Source organism: Streptomyces sp. NPDC059373, assembly GCF_042751495.1.
In the GTDB taxonomy this organism is placed as follows: Bacteria; Actinomycetota; Actinomycetes; order Streptomycetales; family Streptomycetaceae; genus Actinacidiphila.
Genome location: NZ_JBHYXC010000026.1, coordinates 101,883 through 117,085, shown reverse-complemented (window position 1 = coordinate 117,085; position 15,203 = coordinate 101,883). Strand labels below are relative to the sequence as shown.

The 15,203-nt window shown below is 71.6% G+C and carries 10 protein-coding genes; 2 read left to right on the top strand and 8 right to left on the bottom strand.

Features of this window, described 5'->3' with window-relative positions; translation table 11 throughout:
• Positions 1-101: 101 nt before the first annotated feature.
• From ACFXJ5_RS28785 to ACFXJ5_RS28775, 3 genes are all read right to left on the bottom strand, one after another.
• On the bottom strand, positions 102-1,451 hold the full coding sequence (locus tag ACFXJ5_RS28785; protein WP_384637163.1) for a DEAD/DEAH box helicase: 1,350 nt from the start codon (positions 1,449-1,451) through the stop codon (positions 102-104).
• Between the two features lie 74 nt (positions 1,452-1,525).
• On the bottom strand, positions 1,526-1,729 hold the full coding sequence (locus ACFXJ5_RS28780) for a cold-shock protein (protein WP_127360014.1): 204 nt from the start codon (positions 1,727-1,729) through the stop codon (positions 1,526-1,528).
• Positions 1,730-1,907: 178 nt separating this feature from the next.
• Entirely contained in the window at positions 1,908-4,289 is a 2,382-nt protein-coding gene (locus tag ACFXJ5_RS28775; RefSeq protein WP_384637159.1) for a M4 family metallopeptidase, read from the bottom strand.
• Between the two features lie 335 nt (positions 4,290-4,624).
• On the opposite strand from ACFXJ5_RS28775, the gene ACFXJ5_RS28770 reads away from it, so the two are divergent.
• Together ACFXJ5_RS28770 and ACFXJ5_RS28765 are read left to right on the top strand one after the other, a co-directional pair.
• Positions 4,625-6,040: an ammonium transporter gene (locus tag ACFXJ5_RS28770; RefSeq protein WP_384637156.1), complete on the top strand. Its 1,416-nt coding sequence runs from the start codon at positions 4,625-4,627 to the stop codon at positions 6,038-6,040.
• Positions 6,037-6,372: a P-II family nitrogen regulator gene (locus ACFXJ5_RS28765; protein ID WP_384637153.1), complete on the top strand. Its 336-nt coding sequence runs from the start codon at positions 6,037-6,039 to the stop codon at positions 6,370-6,372. Before ACFXJ5_RS28770 ends, ACFXJ5_RS28765 begins: the two co-directional genes overlap by 4 nt.
• Positions 6,373-6,629: 257 nt before the next feature.
• Here ACFXJ5_RS28765 and ACFXJ5_RS28760 read toward each other — a convergent pair whose 3' ends face one another.
• The 5 genes from ACFXJ5_RS28760 to ACFXJ5_RS28740 all read right to left on the bottom strand — a co-directional run bounded on the left by ACFXJ5_RS28760 (position 6,630) and on the right by ACFXJ5_RS28740 (position 15,203).
• Positions 6,630-8,336 carry an ABC transporter ATP-binding protein gene (locus ACFXJ5_RS28760; RefSeq protein ID WP_384637151.1) on the bottom strand — a complete coding sequence of 569 codons (1,707 nt, stop codon included), beginning with the start codon at positions 8,334-8,336 and terminating at the stop codon, positions 6,630-6,632.
• Positions 8,333-10,081, bottom strand: coding sequence for an ABC transporter ATP-binding protein (locus tag ACFXJ5_RS28755; RefSeq protein WP_384637148.1), 1,749 nt, complete (start codon positions 10,079-10,081; stop codon positions 8,333-8,335). The genes ACFXJ5_RS28760 and ACFXJ5_RS28755 overlap by 4 nt, the downstream gene beginning before the upstream one ends.
• A complete protein-coding gene (locus ACFXJ5_RS28750; protein WP_384637145.1) occupies positions 10,078-11,913 on the bottom strand; it encodes an ABC transporter ATP-binding protein in 1,836 nt (611 codons plus the stop codon). The genes ACFXJ5_RS28755 and ACFXJ5_RS28750 overlap by 4 nt, the downstream gene beginning before the upstream one ends.
• A 220-nt stretch (positions 11,914-12,133) precedes the next feature.
• Positions 12,134-13,933 carry an ABC transporter ATP-binding protein gene (locus ACFXJ5_RS28745; protein WP_384637142.1) on the bottom strand — a complete coding sequence of 600 codons (1,800 nt, stop codon included), beginning with the start codon at positions 13,931-13,933 and terminating at the stop codon, positions 12,134-12,136.
• Positions 13,934-13,967: 34 nt separating this feature from the next.
• Entirely contained in the window at positions 13,968-15,203 is a 1,236-nt protein-coding gene (locus tag ACFXJ5_RS28740; RefSeq protein ID WP_384637178.1) for an MFS transporter, read from the bottom strand.

The window sequence follows — 15,203 nt, the reverse complement described above, 5'->3', positions numbered from 1 at the left end:
GAGACAGGGTTGTGCCAGCCCTCCCCCAGACTCTGTCTGGGAGGTGCCCCCATCTCGCTTCGCTCGCCTTGCGGAACGTTCTCCCACAACCCGGGGGACCGTTAGTTGCCGCCGTTGCGGGCGCGGCGGCCGATCGCGCCGCCGCGCCCCGCGGGGGAGGCGGATTTGCCGCGGGTTTGGCCGATGGGGGTGCCGGGGCCGGCGGGGCGGCGGGGGCGACGGCGGCGGGTGGAGGAGCCGGGGGCGGCGGGGGCGGGGGCGGGGGTGGTCTCGGTGATGGTGACGGCGGTGCCGGAGGGGCGGCGGGCGCCGGTGACCTTGACGAGCTCGGGGTCGCCGGGGCGGACCCGGGCGGTCTCGGGGCGGATGCCGGCGGCAGTCATCAGGCGGGCGGTCTCACGCCGCTGCTCGGGCAGTACCAGCGTGACGACGGCGCCGGACTCACCGGCCCGGGCGGTACGGCCGCCGCGGTGCAGATAGTCCTTGGCCTCGGTGGGCGGGTCGACGTTCACCACGAGGTCCAGGCCCTCGATGTGAATGCCACGGGCGGCGACGTTCGTGGCGACCAGCGCCGTCGCGCGCCCCTCGCGGAAGTGGTCGAGCGCCCGGTCCCGCTGCGGCTGCGACTTGCCGCCGTGCAGCGCGACAGCGCGTACGCCCTGCGCCAGCAGATGCTTGACCAGCCGGTCGGCACCGCGCTTGGTGTCGACGAACATGATGACGCGGCCGTCACGGTTCGCGATCTCCGCCGTCGTGGCCTTCTTGGTGCCGTCGTCCACGTGTAGCACGTGGTGCGTCATGGTCGTGATCGTCGCGGTGCCCGGGTCCACGGAGTGCGTGACGGGGTTGGTCAGGAAGCGCTTGACGAGCTTGTCGACCTGGCGGTCCAGGGTCGCGGAGAAGAGCATCCGCTGGCCGTTGGGGTCGACCTGGTCGAGCAGCCGGGTGACCTGCGGGAGGAAGCCCATGTCGGCCATCTGGTCCGCCTCGTCGAGGACGGTGATGGCGACCTCGCCCAGCGCGACGGCGCGCCGGTCGATGAGGTCGAAGAGCCGCCCGGGGGTGGCGACCAGGAGTTCGGCGCCCTTGCGGAGCGTGTCGATCTGCCGGTTGATCGAGGTCCCGCCGAAGACGACGGCGGTACGGAGTCCGAGCGCGGCGGCGTACGGGCTCAGCGCCTCGTTCACCTGGGTGGCCAGCTCACGCGTGGGCACCAGGACGAGGGCGAGCGGACGCTTGGAGTCGGCGCGGCGACCCGCCGTACGGCTGAGCAGCGGAAGTCCGAAGGCGAGGGTCTTTCCGGAGCCGGTGCGGCCTCGACCGAGGACGTCGCGGCCCGCCAGCGAGTCCGGCAGGGTGGCCGACTGGATCGGGAACGGCTCGGTGACTCCGTTCGCGGCCAGCGCGGCCACCAGCACCGGGTCGAGCGGCAGGTCGGAGAACGTCTGCAAGGGAAACCTTCCTGGGGACGGCCGAGAGGCCCGCACCCTGGTGGTGCGGGCCTCTCGGTTGTTGAGCGCGTCGCTCAGAGGGGGCGGATGTTCTCCGCCTGCGGGCCCTTCTGGCCCTGGGTGACGTCGAACTCGACCTTCTGGCCCTCAAGGAGCTCGCGGAAGCCCTGGGTCGCGATGTTCGAGTAGTGAGCGAAGACGTCGGGGCCTCCGCCTTCCTGCTCAATGAAGCCGAAGCCCTTTTCCGAGTTGAACCACTTCACGGTTCCGGTGGCCATGTGTGTCTCCTAAAAAACGAAATGGGTTCCCACACCGGCCGGGCCGGAAAACAAAAAGTGCGCCGAGATCGCATACGATCTGGCGCACACAAAGTTCATGGGTACCACACGAGCAACGTGGACCACTTTAGCAGATGGCCCACGTTGCCCGATGTGACCTACGTCGCTCTCACCTGCGTCAGCTGGTGGTCAGAGCTGTGTCGTCCACCACGAAGCTGGTCTGGAGCGAGGAGTCCTCGACTCCGCTGAACTTGATGGTGGCGGTGGTGCCGGCCAGCGAGGAGACGTCGAAGGTCTTGAGGACGTAGCCGGTGGCCTTGTTGAGGTTGGAGTAGGTCGCCAGGGTCGTGGAGCCGGCCGTGACGGTGAGCTTGTCGTAGGCGGTGCTGGTGGTGGTCTCGGCGGTGTCGATGTGGAGGTAGAAGGTCAGCGAGGCCTTGCAGCCGCTAGGGATGGTCACCGACTGGGAGAGCGTGTCGGTGTGCGTCGACCCGTAGCCGTCCAGCCAGGCCTTGTACGAGCCGCCGTGGGCCGCCTGGCTGGTGGAGTTGGTGATGACGCCGCTGCTGGCTGTCCAGGTGGTGGCCCCGGATTCGAAGCCCGCGTTGCCCAGCAGTTGGGCCGAGGTGCAGGTGCCACCGCCGCCGGACGTGCTGACCGTCCAGGTGAAGGTTGCGGTGCCGGTCGCGCCCGTGCTGTCGGTGACGGTGACGGTGGTGCTGTACGTACCGGCCGTGGTCGGGGTGCCGCTGATCAGGCCGGTGGAGCTGCTGATCGACAGGCCGGTGGGCAGGCCGGTGGCGGCGTAGGTGAGCGAGCCGCCGTTGGTGCTGCTGGCCGAGATCTGCAGGCTGACGGCGGTGCCGACGGTGGCGGTCCGGCTGCCGGGGTTGGTGACGGTCACGCCGCTGGTGGGGGCGTGGCTGCCGACGGCGATGCCGGCGAAGGCGTTCTGCACGCCCGCGTACTGGGTCGAGCCGGATCCGTACAGGGCGGAGGCGGCCGACAGGGCGGCGGTGCGGGCGCTCGCGTAGTTGGTGCTGGAGGTCATGTACGTGGTGAGCGCCTTGTACCAGATCTGCAGGGCGGCGGCCCGGCCGATGCCCGCGACGGCGACGCCGTCGGAGGTCGGGCTGTTGTAGCTGACGCCGTTGATCACCTTGGTGCCGCTGCCCTCGGAGAGCAGGTAGAAGAGGTGGTTCGCCGGGCCCGAGGAGTAGTGGACGTCCAGGTTGCCGACGCCCGAGTACCAGCTGTCGGCGGAGGAGCCGTCCTTGGAGGGCTTGTCCATGTAGCGCAGCGGGCTGCCGTCGCCGTTGATGTCGATCTTCTCGCCGATGAGGTAGTCGCCGACGTCGGTGCTGTTGTTGGCGTAGAACTCGACGCCGGTGCCGAAGATGTCGGACGTCGCCTCGTTGAGCCCGCCGGACTCACCGGTGTAGTTGAGGCCCGCGGTGTTGGAGGTGACGCCGTGGCTCATCTCGTGGCCGGCGACGTCGAGCGAGGTGAGGGCGTGGGTGCTGCTGGTGCCGTCGCCGTACGTCATGCAGAAGCAGGTGTCGTCCCAGAACGCGTTGACGTACGCGGTGCTGTAGTGGACCCGCGAGTAGGCGGCGACGCCGTCGTTCTTGATGCCGTTGCGGCCGAAGGTGTTCTTGTAGAAGTCCCAGGTCATCTGGGCGCCGTAGGCGGCGTCGACACCTGCGGTCTGGGTGTTGGAGCCGGCGCCGGTGCCCCAGGTGTCGTCGGCGTCGGTCATCAGCGTGCCGGTACCGGACGTCCCGTTGTTGAGCGAGTACGTCTTGTGGCCGCCGCGCGTGGTGTCGTACAGCTGGTACGTCGAGCCGGACAGGGTGGTGGAGAGGCTGACGGTGCCGCTGTACTGGCTGTTGCCGGTGCCGGTCTTGACGCCCTGGTACTGGAACAGCTGCTTGCCGGTGGTGGCGTCGGTGATGACGTGCAGCTGGCTCGGCGTGCCGTCGTCCTGCAGGCCGCCGACGACGGTCTCCCAGGCGAGTGTGGGGGTGCCGTTGCCGGCCCAGATCACCTTGCGGGCACTGTCGGGTGCGGGCCTGACCGCATCGAGTGCCTTGGCGGCCTTGAGGGCCTTGGTGGTGGCGGCGGACTTGGTGAAGGTCGCGGTGGTGGAGGCGACCTTGATGGTGTGCTTGTTGTTGAAGGTCGTGCCGAGTGTGCCCTCGCCGGAGGCGGGGGTGTGGACGACGAGGTCGCCGCCGAGGACCGGGAGTCCGTCGTAGGTGCGCTCGTAGCGGGTGTGGAGGGTTCCGTCGGCGTCCTTGAGGACGTCCTTGACGACCAGCTTCTCCTTGGCGCCGAGGCTCAGCGACTTGGCGGTCGTGGCCGTTGTGGCACTGGCGCTCTTGATCAGGGCGGTGTGCTGCGCGGGGGAGAGCTTGGCCTCAACGGCCCCGGTACGAAGGGGACTCGGGTGGGGGAGGGCCTTCGCTGCGGCGGTGGTGGTGGGTATGCCGACGGCCAGGAAGGCGGCGGTGGCGATCAGTGCGCCGGCTGCGGCCGCCTTGCGGGGGGATCGTCTCACTCGTACTCCTACTGCGACGGCCGTGGGTCGACGGCCGGTGACAGACCGGGCAGACGGGGTGTGCTGTCCGGGAAGAGCTGAGCAGTGCGGGAGCGTGGCTATGACACGGCTGTGCGGGTTCTGTGTGTGACAGCTGGATGCAGGCTGCCATTCTTTGCCGGTACATGTCACGCCCATGACTCGACCTTGAGGGTTATCCCTCGGTCGCAGAAAGTGAGGAGGATTTTGCAGCGGCGAAATGCCCCCGGAACCGGACAGAAACGGATCAAGCGCGACTCTGCGTCACAACCGGCGGCCGCCCGGACCGCCGCTCCCGGGAGGGGAGTTGACGCACCGTGATCCCGTACCCGAACTGGCTGGACGCCGGCGACAATGCCTGGCAGCTGATCGCCGCCACCCTGGTCGGACTGATGAGCATCCCCGGCATCGCGATCCTCTACGGCGGCCTGGTTCAGCGCAAGTGGGTCGTGAACACCATGCTCATGGCCTTCACCGGCTTCTCGCTGGTCCTGGTCGCCTGGGTGCTCTGGGAGTTCAAGATGGGCTTCGGCGAGCCCCTCAACTCCAGTTGGCCCGGCATCCTCGGCGCCTTCGTGGGCCGCCCCGGCACCATCATCGGCTCCCACAGCGAGCAGGCTCAGGCCTACATCCCGCTGGTCAACGGGCCCAAGCTGATGCCGGACTTCCACTTCTCGCAGTCCACGCTCGCGTACTTCCACTTCGCCTTCGCGGCGATCACGCCCCTGCTGTTCCTGGGGAGCGTGGTCGGCCGGATCAACATCCGCGCCTGGCTGCTCTTCGTACCGCTGTGGTCGACCCTGGTCTACACCGTCAACGCCTTCCTGCTCTGGGGCGGCGGCTGGTGGGCCGGCAAGGGCGCCCTCGACTACTCCGGCGGCTACGTCATCCACCTCGCGGCCGGTACGTCCGGCTTCGTCGCCGCCGCCGTCATCGGGCCACGACTGGCGCGGGACCGCGCGCACGGGGTGCCCAACAACCTGCCGATGGTCGCGGTCGGCGCCGGCATCCTGTGGCTCGGCTGGAACGGCTTCAACGGCGGCGACATGTACTTCGGCGGCCACAACGCGGCCGCCGCGGTGCTCAACACCAACCTGTGCACGGCGGTTGCCCTGCTGACCTGGGTGCTCTGGGACCTGCTGGTCGGGCCGCAGAAGAAGCCGACCTTCCTGGGCGCCGTCAACGGCATGATCGTCGGGCTGGTCGCCATCACCCCGGCGGCGGGCTTCGTCTCGGGCATCGGCGCGATCTACATCGGCCTCATCGCTTCGAGCCTGGTGTGGCTCGCCTGGACGTACCTGCCCAAGGTGCCGCCGTTCAACAAGGTCGACGACGCGTTGGGGGTGGTGTACACGCACGGCATCGCAGGCCTCGCCGGCGGCATGCTCGTCGGGATCTTCGCGGACCCCGCGATGTTCGTCTACCTCAACAAGGACGGTACGTCGGCGTGGTCGACGAGCGGCTGGCTCTACGGCAACTTCGACCAGCTCTGGAAGCAGGCCGGCGCCGCCGGGACCATCATCGTCTACGACGCGGTCATGACCTTCCTGATCCTGAAGACCCTCGGGCTCTTCGTGAAGCTCCGGGCCCCCGACGACGTACTGGAGTCCGGCGACCTCGCCGTCCACGACGAGGAGGCCTACCCGGCGGAGTCCGCCGTCGCCGGCTCCCCGGCGACCTCACCCGCCCCGATCGTCCCGGCTCCTGACTCCGCCGCCCAGCCACAGCAGTGAAGCTTGTCACCGCCGTCCTCCCGCCCCACCGGGTCCCGGACGTGGTGAAGGCACTCCAGTCCTTCGGCGTACGCGGCCTCACGGTCACCGAAGTACGCGGCCACGACACCCGCCCTGTCCACGAGGAGGTCTACCGCGGCGCCACGTTCCGTGTGGACCTGGTCCCGCTGCTTCGGCTCGACGTCCTCACGCTCGACTTCGACGCGACGGATCTGGTGCGGGTCATCCGTGCAGCGGGCGGCCGCGGCACGGGGGGCGGGCTGGTGTGGGTCACGCCCGTCGAGCACGTCGTCCGCATCCGCACGCGCGAACGAGGCCCCGACGCGGTCTGAAGCCCCGGTCTACCGGGTTGGGGGTAGGCCGCTCGCCTGAGGCGGAGCGGGCTGGCCCAACCCGGCCACGGGCCGCAGGCCGCCGGCGCACCCCCGGACACCCACCGTCGTGGTGCGGGCCCGTTGCCGGGTGCGGGCGGGTTGGGCCAGCCCTCCCCCAGCCTTCGGCCGGGGGGACCCCCACCTCGCTTCGCTCGCCTCGGAACGGGCCACCCCCAACCCACGCGGGGGCGAGGGGGCGGAGCCCCCGACGGGGGCTAGCTGTGCCACGTGGCCCAGAGGGCCGCATACGCGCCGCCCGCGGCGACGAGCTCGGCGTGGGTGCCGAGTTCCGTGAGGTGGCCGCCTTCCATGACGGCGACGCGGTCGGCATCGTGGGCGGTGTGGAGACGGTGGGCGATGGCGATGACGGTGCGGCCCTCCAGAACCGTGGCGAGGGCGCGCTCGGTGTGGCGGGCGGTGCGGGGGTCGAGGAGGGCGGTGGCTTCGTCGAGGACGATGGTGTGGGGGTCGGCCAGGACGACGCGGGCGAGGGCGAGTTGCTGGGCCTGGGAGCCGTCGAGGCGGGGAGCGGTGTCGAGGTCGGTGGCCCAGTCGGCGCCGACAGCGGCCAGCGCGGCGGCGAGCTCGGCGTCGGACGCGGAAGGCGCGGCGATGAGCAGGTTGTCCCGGAGGGTGCCGAGGAAGACGTGATGCTCCTGGGTCACCAGGACCACGTGCCGCCGCAGTTGCTCGGGATCCAGCTCGGCGATGGGCACGCCACCGACCGTCACCGAGCCGGACGCGGGCGCGTCGACGCCCGCCAGCAGCCTGCTCAGCGTGGATTTGCCCGCGCCGGAGGGCCCGACGACGGCCAGTCGCTCGCCGGGCCGGACGGTGAGGTCGATGCCGTGCAGGACCTCGGCCCCGCCGTCGTACGCGTACCGCACCCCGGCGATGTCGATGAGGTCGCCGTCCGGCACCGGCGAGGTGGTCGAGGCGGCGCGCGGCACCGAGCCCAGGCCCTCGACGCGGGCGAAGGAGGCGCCGCTGCTCTGGAGTTGCTCAAGCCACATCAGGATCTGGTCCAGTGGCTCGGAGACCTGCCGCAGATACAGGGCGGCAGCCGCCACCGCGCCCAGGCTCGTCACCCCGTGAGCGTGCAGCACGGCGCCGACCAGCAGCACGCCGACCACCGGGACGACGTACGAGACCTCCACGGCCGGGAAGAACACCGTCCGTAGCCCCAGCGTCGCGAACCGGGCCCGGCGGCTGGCCTCGATGGTGTCCGCGGAGGCCGCCAGCCGCCGTTCCTGGAGGCCGAAGGCCTCGACCGTACGGGCGCCCGCGGCCGAGGACGCCAGGATTTCGGCGACCTCCGAATCGGCCGCGCCCTCCGCCAGATACGCGTCCCGGGCCCGCCGCAGATACCAGCGCAGCGCGTACCGGATGCCGATCAGGCCGAGCAGCCCGCAGGCGCCCAGCACCGGGTTGATCACGAACACGGCGCCGAAGAAGAACAGGCACTGGACGGCGGAGATGAAGATCTCGGGCCCCACGTCGCGCAGCGTCGAGGCGAGCGAGCCGACATCGCCCGTGCCCCGGGCCGTCAGGTCACCGGTCCCGGCCCGCTCCACGACCGAGGCGGGCAGCGCCAGCGCCCGGTCGACGAACTGCTCGCGCACCCGGGCCAGCGTACGTTCGCCGAAGCGGTGACCGGCGTAGCGGGCGTAGCGCGCCAGCAGCAACTGGACGAGTGCGCAGACGGCGAGGACCAGCGCCAGCCGGTCCACCGCGCGGACTCCGGCGCCCGTCCGGACCGCGTCGACGATGCGGCCCAACAGCCAGGGCCCGGCAAGCCCGGCCCCGGCGGTGGCCGCGTTCAGCGCGAGGACGGCGGCGAAGGCGCGGCCGTCGGCGCGGATCAGGCGGAGCGCGGCCCGGCGGACCTCGGCCGGCGCGGCGATCGGCAGCGGGGCGCTCATCGGATGGCCTCCTCGGCGTCGACGTCCGCGTCGCGGGCGACCAGCGCGCGGTATCCGGGCTCACCGTCCATCAGTTCGCGGTGCGTGCCGACGGCGGCCAGCGTGCCGTCGACCAGGTAGCAGACCGCGTCGGCGCGCTCCAGCAGCAGCGGTGAGGTGCCGGTGACCACGGTCGTACGGCCCTCACGGCAGGCCCGCAGCCGAGCCGCGACCGCCGCCTCGGTGTGCGCGTCCAGAGCCGACGTCGGCTCCACGGCCAGCAGCACCTCGGGGTCGGCGAGCAGTGCCCGGGCCAGGCGTACGCGCTGCCGCTGGCCGCCGGAGAGGCTGCGGCCCTGCGCGTCGACGGGGGAGTCCAGCCCGTGCGACAGACCCTCGACGATGTCGTCGGCCACGGCGGCGTGGACGGCCCGTGCGATGGCGGTGTCGGTGTGCTCGCGGCGGCCGGCGATCAGCTCGCGCAGGGGACCCGCGAAGAGGTCGGCCTCGTTGTCGGCGACCAGGATGCGCTCCCGCACCTGCGACAGCGGGACCTCGGCCAGCGGCACCCCGCCCCACGTCACGTCCGACCCGGCGAACCTCCCGAGCCGGTCCACGACTTCGGCCGCGTCGGCGGGCCGTGCGCTGACCAGGGCGGTGAACCGACCCGGCGCCACCTCCACCCCGGAGACCGGATCGCGCAGGACGGCCGGCCCGTCGGGGGCGTCCCGGGTGCCGGTGTCGGCGGCGGGCTCCAGGGCCAGGAAGCGTACGACCCGGCGGGCCGCCACCAGACCCCGGCTGAGCTGGTACGAGCCCTCGACGAAGAACGCCACCGGCCCCACCAGCACCGCCACATACCCGTACACCGACACCAGCTCACCCACACTGATCGTGCCCTGCGCCGCCATCCGCGCCGCCAGCCAGGTCACCACCGCCAGGAACACGGTCGGCAGCCCCACGCCCAGCGCCTGCACCCAGCTGGTCACCGCGCCCACCCGGTACCCCTGTTCCCGCAGCCCCTGTGAGGCGCCGCGGAACCGGTCCGCGTACAGCTCCTTGCCGCCCAGCCCGTTGAGCACCCGCAGGCCCCCGGCCAGGTCCCCGATCCGCGCGGTGAGCCCGCTCTGCCGCTCCCGGTACGCGCCCTCCGCGCCCTGCAACCGCCTCAGCAGGGGCCCGAGCAGCACCGCCATCAACGGCAGGCCGAGCAGCACCACGGCGGCCAGCGGCCCGGAGATCGACATCAGCACCCCGGCGACCACGAGGTAGGCGACGGCCGCGCCGACGCCCGGGCCCACCATCGTCAGGGATTCGGAGATGGTCCGTACATCGCTGACGCCGACCGTCACCACCTCCCCGGCCTGCACCTGGCGCGGCAGGGCCGCCCCCAGCCGCACCGCCTGCCGGATCACCACCTTGACGACCCGGAACCGGGCGTCCATCCGCAGCCGTGTCATCGTCCGGTGCCGCATGATGCTCACCCAGGCGTTGAAGACCCCGGTGACCAGCAGCGCCGACGCCCAGCCGGCCACGGCCGTCATGTCGCCCGGCACCAGGCCGTCGTCGATCGCCCGGGACATGAAGTACGGCGGCGCCGTCAGCAGCACCATCCACACCGAGCCGTACACCGCCCCGCCCACCGTCCGGTGCCGCTGACTGGTGAGCAGCCACCACAGGAAGCGCCCGGGCCCGGAGCCGGGCGGCGGCGTGCCGGGGTCGGCGTACGCGTCGATCGGGGGCAGGAACAGGAGCTTCCGGCTCATACGAGGCTGTCCCGCCAGGCCTGGTGCAGCCCGGCGAAGTGCCCGTCACCGGCGACCAGTTGGTCCGGGGTGCCGTCCTCGACCAGCTGCCCGGCGTCCATCACCAGCACCCGGTCGGCGATCTCGACCGTCGACAGCCGGTGGGCGATGATCACCGCCGTACGTCCGGCCAGCACCGTCTGCATCGCCTGCTGCACCGCCCGCTCGCCGGGCACGTCCAACGACGAGGTCGCCTCGTCCAGGATGAGCACGGCCGGATCGGCGAGCAGCGCCCGCGCGAACGCCACCAGTTGGCGCTGACCGGCCGAGATACGGCCGCCGCGCTTACGGACGTCGGTGTCGTAGCCCTCGGGCAGCTCGGCGATGAAGTCGTGGGCGCCGATCGCCTTCGCGGCCTCCTCGATCTGCTCGCGGGTGGCATCGGGCCTGCCGATGGCGATGTTCTCGGCGACGGTGCCGGAGAAGAGGAACGCCTCCTGGGTGACCATGACCGTGCCGCGCCGCAGTTCCGGCAGCGACAGCTCCCGCAGGTCGACTCCGTCGAGGAGCACCCGGCCGCCGGTCGGGTCGTAGAAGCGGGCCAGCAGCTTGGCGAGCGTGGACTTTCCGGCCCCGGTCGCGCCGACCACCGCCACCGTCTGCCCGGCCGGCAGCCGCAGATCGAAGCGCGGCAGCACCTCGCCGCCCGTGCGGTACGCGAAGTGGACCCCGTCGAACACCACCTCGCGCCCCGGCATCCCGTCCCTCCGGGCGGGCAGCTCGCGCGGAGCCTCCGGCTCGGGCACGGACGGGCTCTGGGCCAGCAACCCGGCGATCTTGTCCAGCGATGCCGCCGCCGACTGGTACGAGTTGAGGAACATCCCGAGCGGATCGATCGGCGCGTACAGCCGCCGCAGGTAGAGCACGAACGCCGCCAGCACGCCCAGCGCGAGCGAGCCCTCGGCGACCCGGTAGGCACCCCACAGCACGACCAGCGCCACCGAGGTGTTCGCGAGCAGCCACGACGAGACCGTGAAGCGGCCCATCTCCAGGATCGCGTCCCCGTTGGACTGACGGTGGGCCGCGTTGAGCCCCGCGAACGTCTTGTCGTTCGCCTTCTCACGCCGGAACGCCTGCACCGGCCTGATGCCGTTCATGGTCTCGGTGAACTGCACGATGACCGCCGCGATCGCCGCCGACCTGCGCGCGTACACCCTGTGCGAGCGGCGCCGGAACGCCCGTACGGTCAGCACCAGCGGCAGCGCGGTCGCCAGCGCGAAAAGGCCCAGGCCCCAGTCGAGATACAGCAGGACCACGGAGATGTAGACGACCGACAGCCCCACATTGAGCAACTCCTGCAGGCCCTCCGTCAGCAGCTCCCGGATCGACTCCACGTCGGACGTGGCCCGCGCGATGATCCGTCCCGACGTGTACCGCTCATGGAAGTCCAGCCCCAGCGCCTGCGCATGCCGGAAGATCCGCCCGCGCAGGTCCAGCAGTATGTCCTGGCTGATGCGGGCCGCCGAGCGGATGAACACCCGCTGCAGCACCGCGCCCAGCACCGCGCAGCCCACATAACCGACCGCCACCGCGATCAGCGGCCCGTGGTCATGCCGCCGCAACGCCGGGATCGCCCGGTCGATCGCATACGCCACGATCAGCGGCCCCGCCTGCACGGACGCCTGCTGCACGACCAGCACGATTGCCGCCGCCCACACCCGGGCTCTGTGCGGGCCCAGCAGCCCGCGCAGCAGCGCGCGCGACGCCCCAGCGGGGGTCGGGAGTTCGGGCTCGGTCCGGGCCGGTGCCGCTTGCTCTTCCTGCTCAGCGGGTTGCTCGGTGACGGCGGTCATCGGGCGTCGCTCCTCTCGCCGAGTCGGCGGTTGCGGCATCGTGTTCGGCTTTCCGCCGGTGGCCGGGTTGTGCCAGCCCGTTCCGCCTTGCGGAACGTTCTCCCACAACCCGGATGGGCAAAATCAGCCCGTCCGGCGTTTGAGGACCGGGGGTCCAGGGGGCGGAGCCCCTTGGTTTCGGGAAGGGGCGGGGTGGGGGAGGGACAACCACCCGGCGCAGTCATGCGGCACCTACTGGGGCGCCGGACATCATGTGGCGGTATTCGGGGCTGGAGTGGAGGAGGTCGTGGTGGGTGCCGACCGCCGTGATGCGGCCGCCGGAGAGGAGGGCGACGCGGTCGGCCAGCATGACGGTGGAGGGCCGGTGGGCCACGACGAGGGCCGTGGTGGTGACCAGGACGTGGCGCAGGGCGGCCTCGACGAGGGCTTCGGTGTGGACGTCGAGGGCGGAGAGCGGATCGTCGAGCACCAGGAAGCGGGGTCGGCCGACGACGGCCCGGGCGAGGGCGAGCCGCTGGCGCTGGCCGCCGGAGAGGCTGAGCCCCTGCTCGCCGACCTGGGTGTCGACGCCGTGCTGCAACCCGTGGACGAAGTCGCACTGGGCGGTGTCCAGGGCCCGCAGCAGGTCCGCCTCGCTCGCGCCGGGCGCGCCCATCAGGACGTTGTCCCGCACGCTCGCGGAGAAGAGCGTCGGCTCCTCGAAGGCCGTGGACACCAGCCCGCGCAGCGCCGGCCGGGTCAACTCGGCCGTGTCGACGCCGTCCAGGGTCAGCCGCCCGCCGGTGGCCTCGTACAGGCGCGGGATCAGCGCCGTCAGTGAGGTCTTGCCGGAGCCGGTGGCACCGACGAGGGCGAGGGTCTCGCCGGTGCGGATGTGGAGGTCGATGCCGGTGAGGAGGTCCGGGGTGCTTGCCGGGGCGTCGGGGTAGCGGAATCGGACGCCGGTGAAGCGGATGCCGTCGCCGCCGCGTTCGGGCAGGCTCTCCTGGCCGTGCTCCTCGGGGATGGGGGAGTCGAAGACCTCGAAGACGCGGTCGACGGAGGTGGCGGCCTCGTTGCTGATCGAGAGCAGCCAGCCCATCGACTCCACCGGCCAGCGCAGCGCCAGCGCGGTGGACAGGAAGGCGACCAGGGTGCCCACCGACAGCTTGCCGTCCGCCACCTGCACCGAACCGACGACGAGCGCCGCGCCCAGCGCGACATCGGGCAGCCCGATGATCAGCATCCACAGGTCGGAGAGCAGGCGCGCCTTCCGCAGTTCCGTCCCGCGCAGTTCGTGCGACTGCTCGCGGAAGGCCACTGCCTGGCTGTGGTGGCGTCCGAAGGCCTTGATGATGCGGATGCCGAGCACCGACTCCTCGACCAGCGTCGTCAGGTCGCCGATCTGGTCCTGCGCGCGGCGCGAGGCCAGCGAGTACCGCGACTCGAAGTACGAGCAGAGGATGACCAGCGGCACCGCGGGCGCCAGCAGCAGCAGGCCCAGGGTCCAGCGCTGGGAGATCAGGATGCCGAAACCGACCACGATGGTGGTGGTGTTGACCACCAGGAAGACCAGCGGAAAGGCCAGGAACATCCGGCAGATCTGCAGGTCGTTCGTCGCCCGCGACAGCAGCTGTCCGGACCCCCACCGGTCGTGGAAGGCCACCGGGAGCCGCTGGAGATGCCGGAACAGATCTCCCCTCATCCGGGCTTCCAGCGCCGCCAGCGGCCGGGCGATCAGCCACCGGCGGATCCCGAAGAGACCCGCCTCCAGCACGCCGAGCGCGAGCATGATCCCGCCGCCCAGCCACACCCCTGAGGGGTCCCGGTCGGCCACCGGGCCGTCCACGATCCACTTCAGGACCAGGGGGATCAGCAGCGCCAGGCACGACGCCAGCACGGCCACCCCGGCCGACCCGAACAGCCGGGCGCGGACGGGCGCCACGTAGGGCCGAAGGCGCAGCAGCGAGCGCACTGCGGAGCGGGGTCTGGCAGGCGTGGCGGGCGGGGGATCAGCTGGGTTGATGGTCGACTCAGGCATCGTTTCTGAGACTACGTGCGACCACTGACATCCCTCACCTGGATTTCCGGCCGTCCTCCCCTGCCACGGCCCCTCCCGCCGCCCCCGCCCGGACCAGATTCCGCACCGCCGGTATCGAGAGCAGCACCGTGGCGGCCAGCACCGTGATCACCCCGCCCGCCAGCAGCACGTGCGGCGTTCCGAACAGTCCCGACGCCGGACCGGCCAGGGCCTGGCCGAAGGGCACGGTGGCCACGGACCCGGCGACCTCGTAGGCGTGGATGCGGTTGAGGATGTCGCCGGAGACCTGGGTCTGCACGCTGGTGGCCCAGTTGACGCCCCAGTACGACGAGGAGATTCCGGCGATCAGCACGCAGACCGCCATCGCGGGGACCGGGAGGTGCGCGCCGATCGAGGCGGGGAAGAGGGCGGTGCCGAACAGGGCGGTGGAGCCGGCGCGCAGCGGGCGTTCGGAGCGCACGCGGATGGCGAGGAGGGCGCCGAGAGCCGTGCCCGCGCCGAAGGCCGACTGGACGAGGCCGTACGCGCGGATGCCGTGGGAGGGGATGATCTCGACGGCGGCCAGCGGGGTGAGTGGGCCGATGACGGTGATCATGTAGACCATCCAGACCAGGATCACCGACCACATCCAGGTACGGGACCTGAACTCCCGCCAGCCCTCGACCAGGTCGGCCCGGAAGGTGCTGGGCGGCTTCTCCGCGTCCGTCGGGGCCGGCGGCGGCAGCCGCAGCAGGAGCAGGCAGACCGCGCTGGCCGCGAAGGTCCCCGCGTCCACCGCGATCACCCCGCCGGGTGACACGAAGGCCACCAGCAGCCCGGCCAGCGCGGGCCCGGCGAGGAAGGCCAGGGACTCGGCGGTGCGCAGGATGCCGTTGGCTCCCTGGACGTCGCGCGCGACGCGCGGCACCGTACTGGCCACCCCCGGCTGGAACATGGCGGCCGCCGCGCCGCTCGCCGCCGCCAGCACGCACATCTCCCACAGCACGACGTGCCCGGCGACGAACAGCCCGGCCGCCAGCGACATCGTCCCGAGCCGCACCACATCGGCGCCGATCATCAGCTTCCGCGCGTCGAAACGGTCCGCGATGACCCCGCCCAGGATCACCAGCCCCGCGAAGCAGGCGGTGTACGAGGCCATCACCACACCGATCGCTCCGGCGCCGTAACCGTGCAGGAGCAGGCCTGCGGACTGGGCGACCGGCAGCATCGAGTCGCCCAGGGTGGCGACCGAGCGGGCGATGAAGTACAGCCGGAAGTTGCGCGACCACAT

Excerpts from the sequence above, each read along its gene's own strand:
- ACFXJ5_RS28780 (WP_127360014.1), bottom strand. The coding sequence starts at position 1,729 with ATGGCCACCGGAACCGTGAAGTGGTTCAACTCGGAAAAGGGCTTCGGC.
- ACFXJ5_RS28760 (WP_384637151.1), bottom strand. The coding sequence starts at position 8,336 with ATGAGCGCCCCGCTGCCGATCGCCGCGCCGGCCGAGGTCCGCCGGGCC.
- ACFXJ5_RS28755 (WP_384637148.1), bottom strand. The coding sequence starts at position 10,081 with ATGAGCCGGAAGCTCCTGTTCCTGCCCCCGATCGACGCGTACGCCGAC.
- ACFXJ5_RS28750 (WP_384637145.1), bottom strand. The coding sequence starts at position 11,913 with ATGACCGCCGTCACCGAGCAACCCGCTGAGCAGGAAGAGCAAGCGGCA.
- ACFXJ5_RS28745 (WP_384637142.1), bottom strand. The coding sequence starts at position 13,933 with ATGCCTGAGTCGACCATCAACCCAGCTGATCCCCCGCCCGCCACGCCT.
- ACFXJ5_RS28740 (WP_384637178.1), bottom strand. The coding sequence starts at position 15,203 with ATGTGGTCGCGCAACTTCCGGCTGTACTTCATCGCCCGCTCGGTCGCC.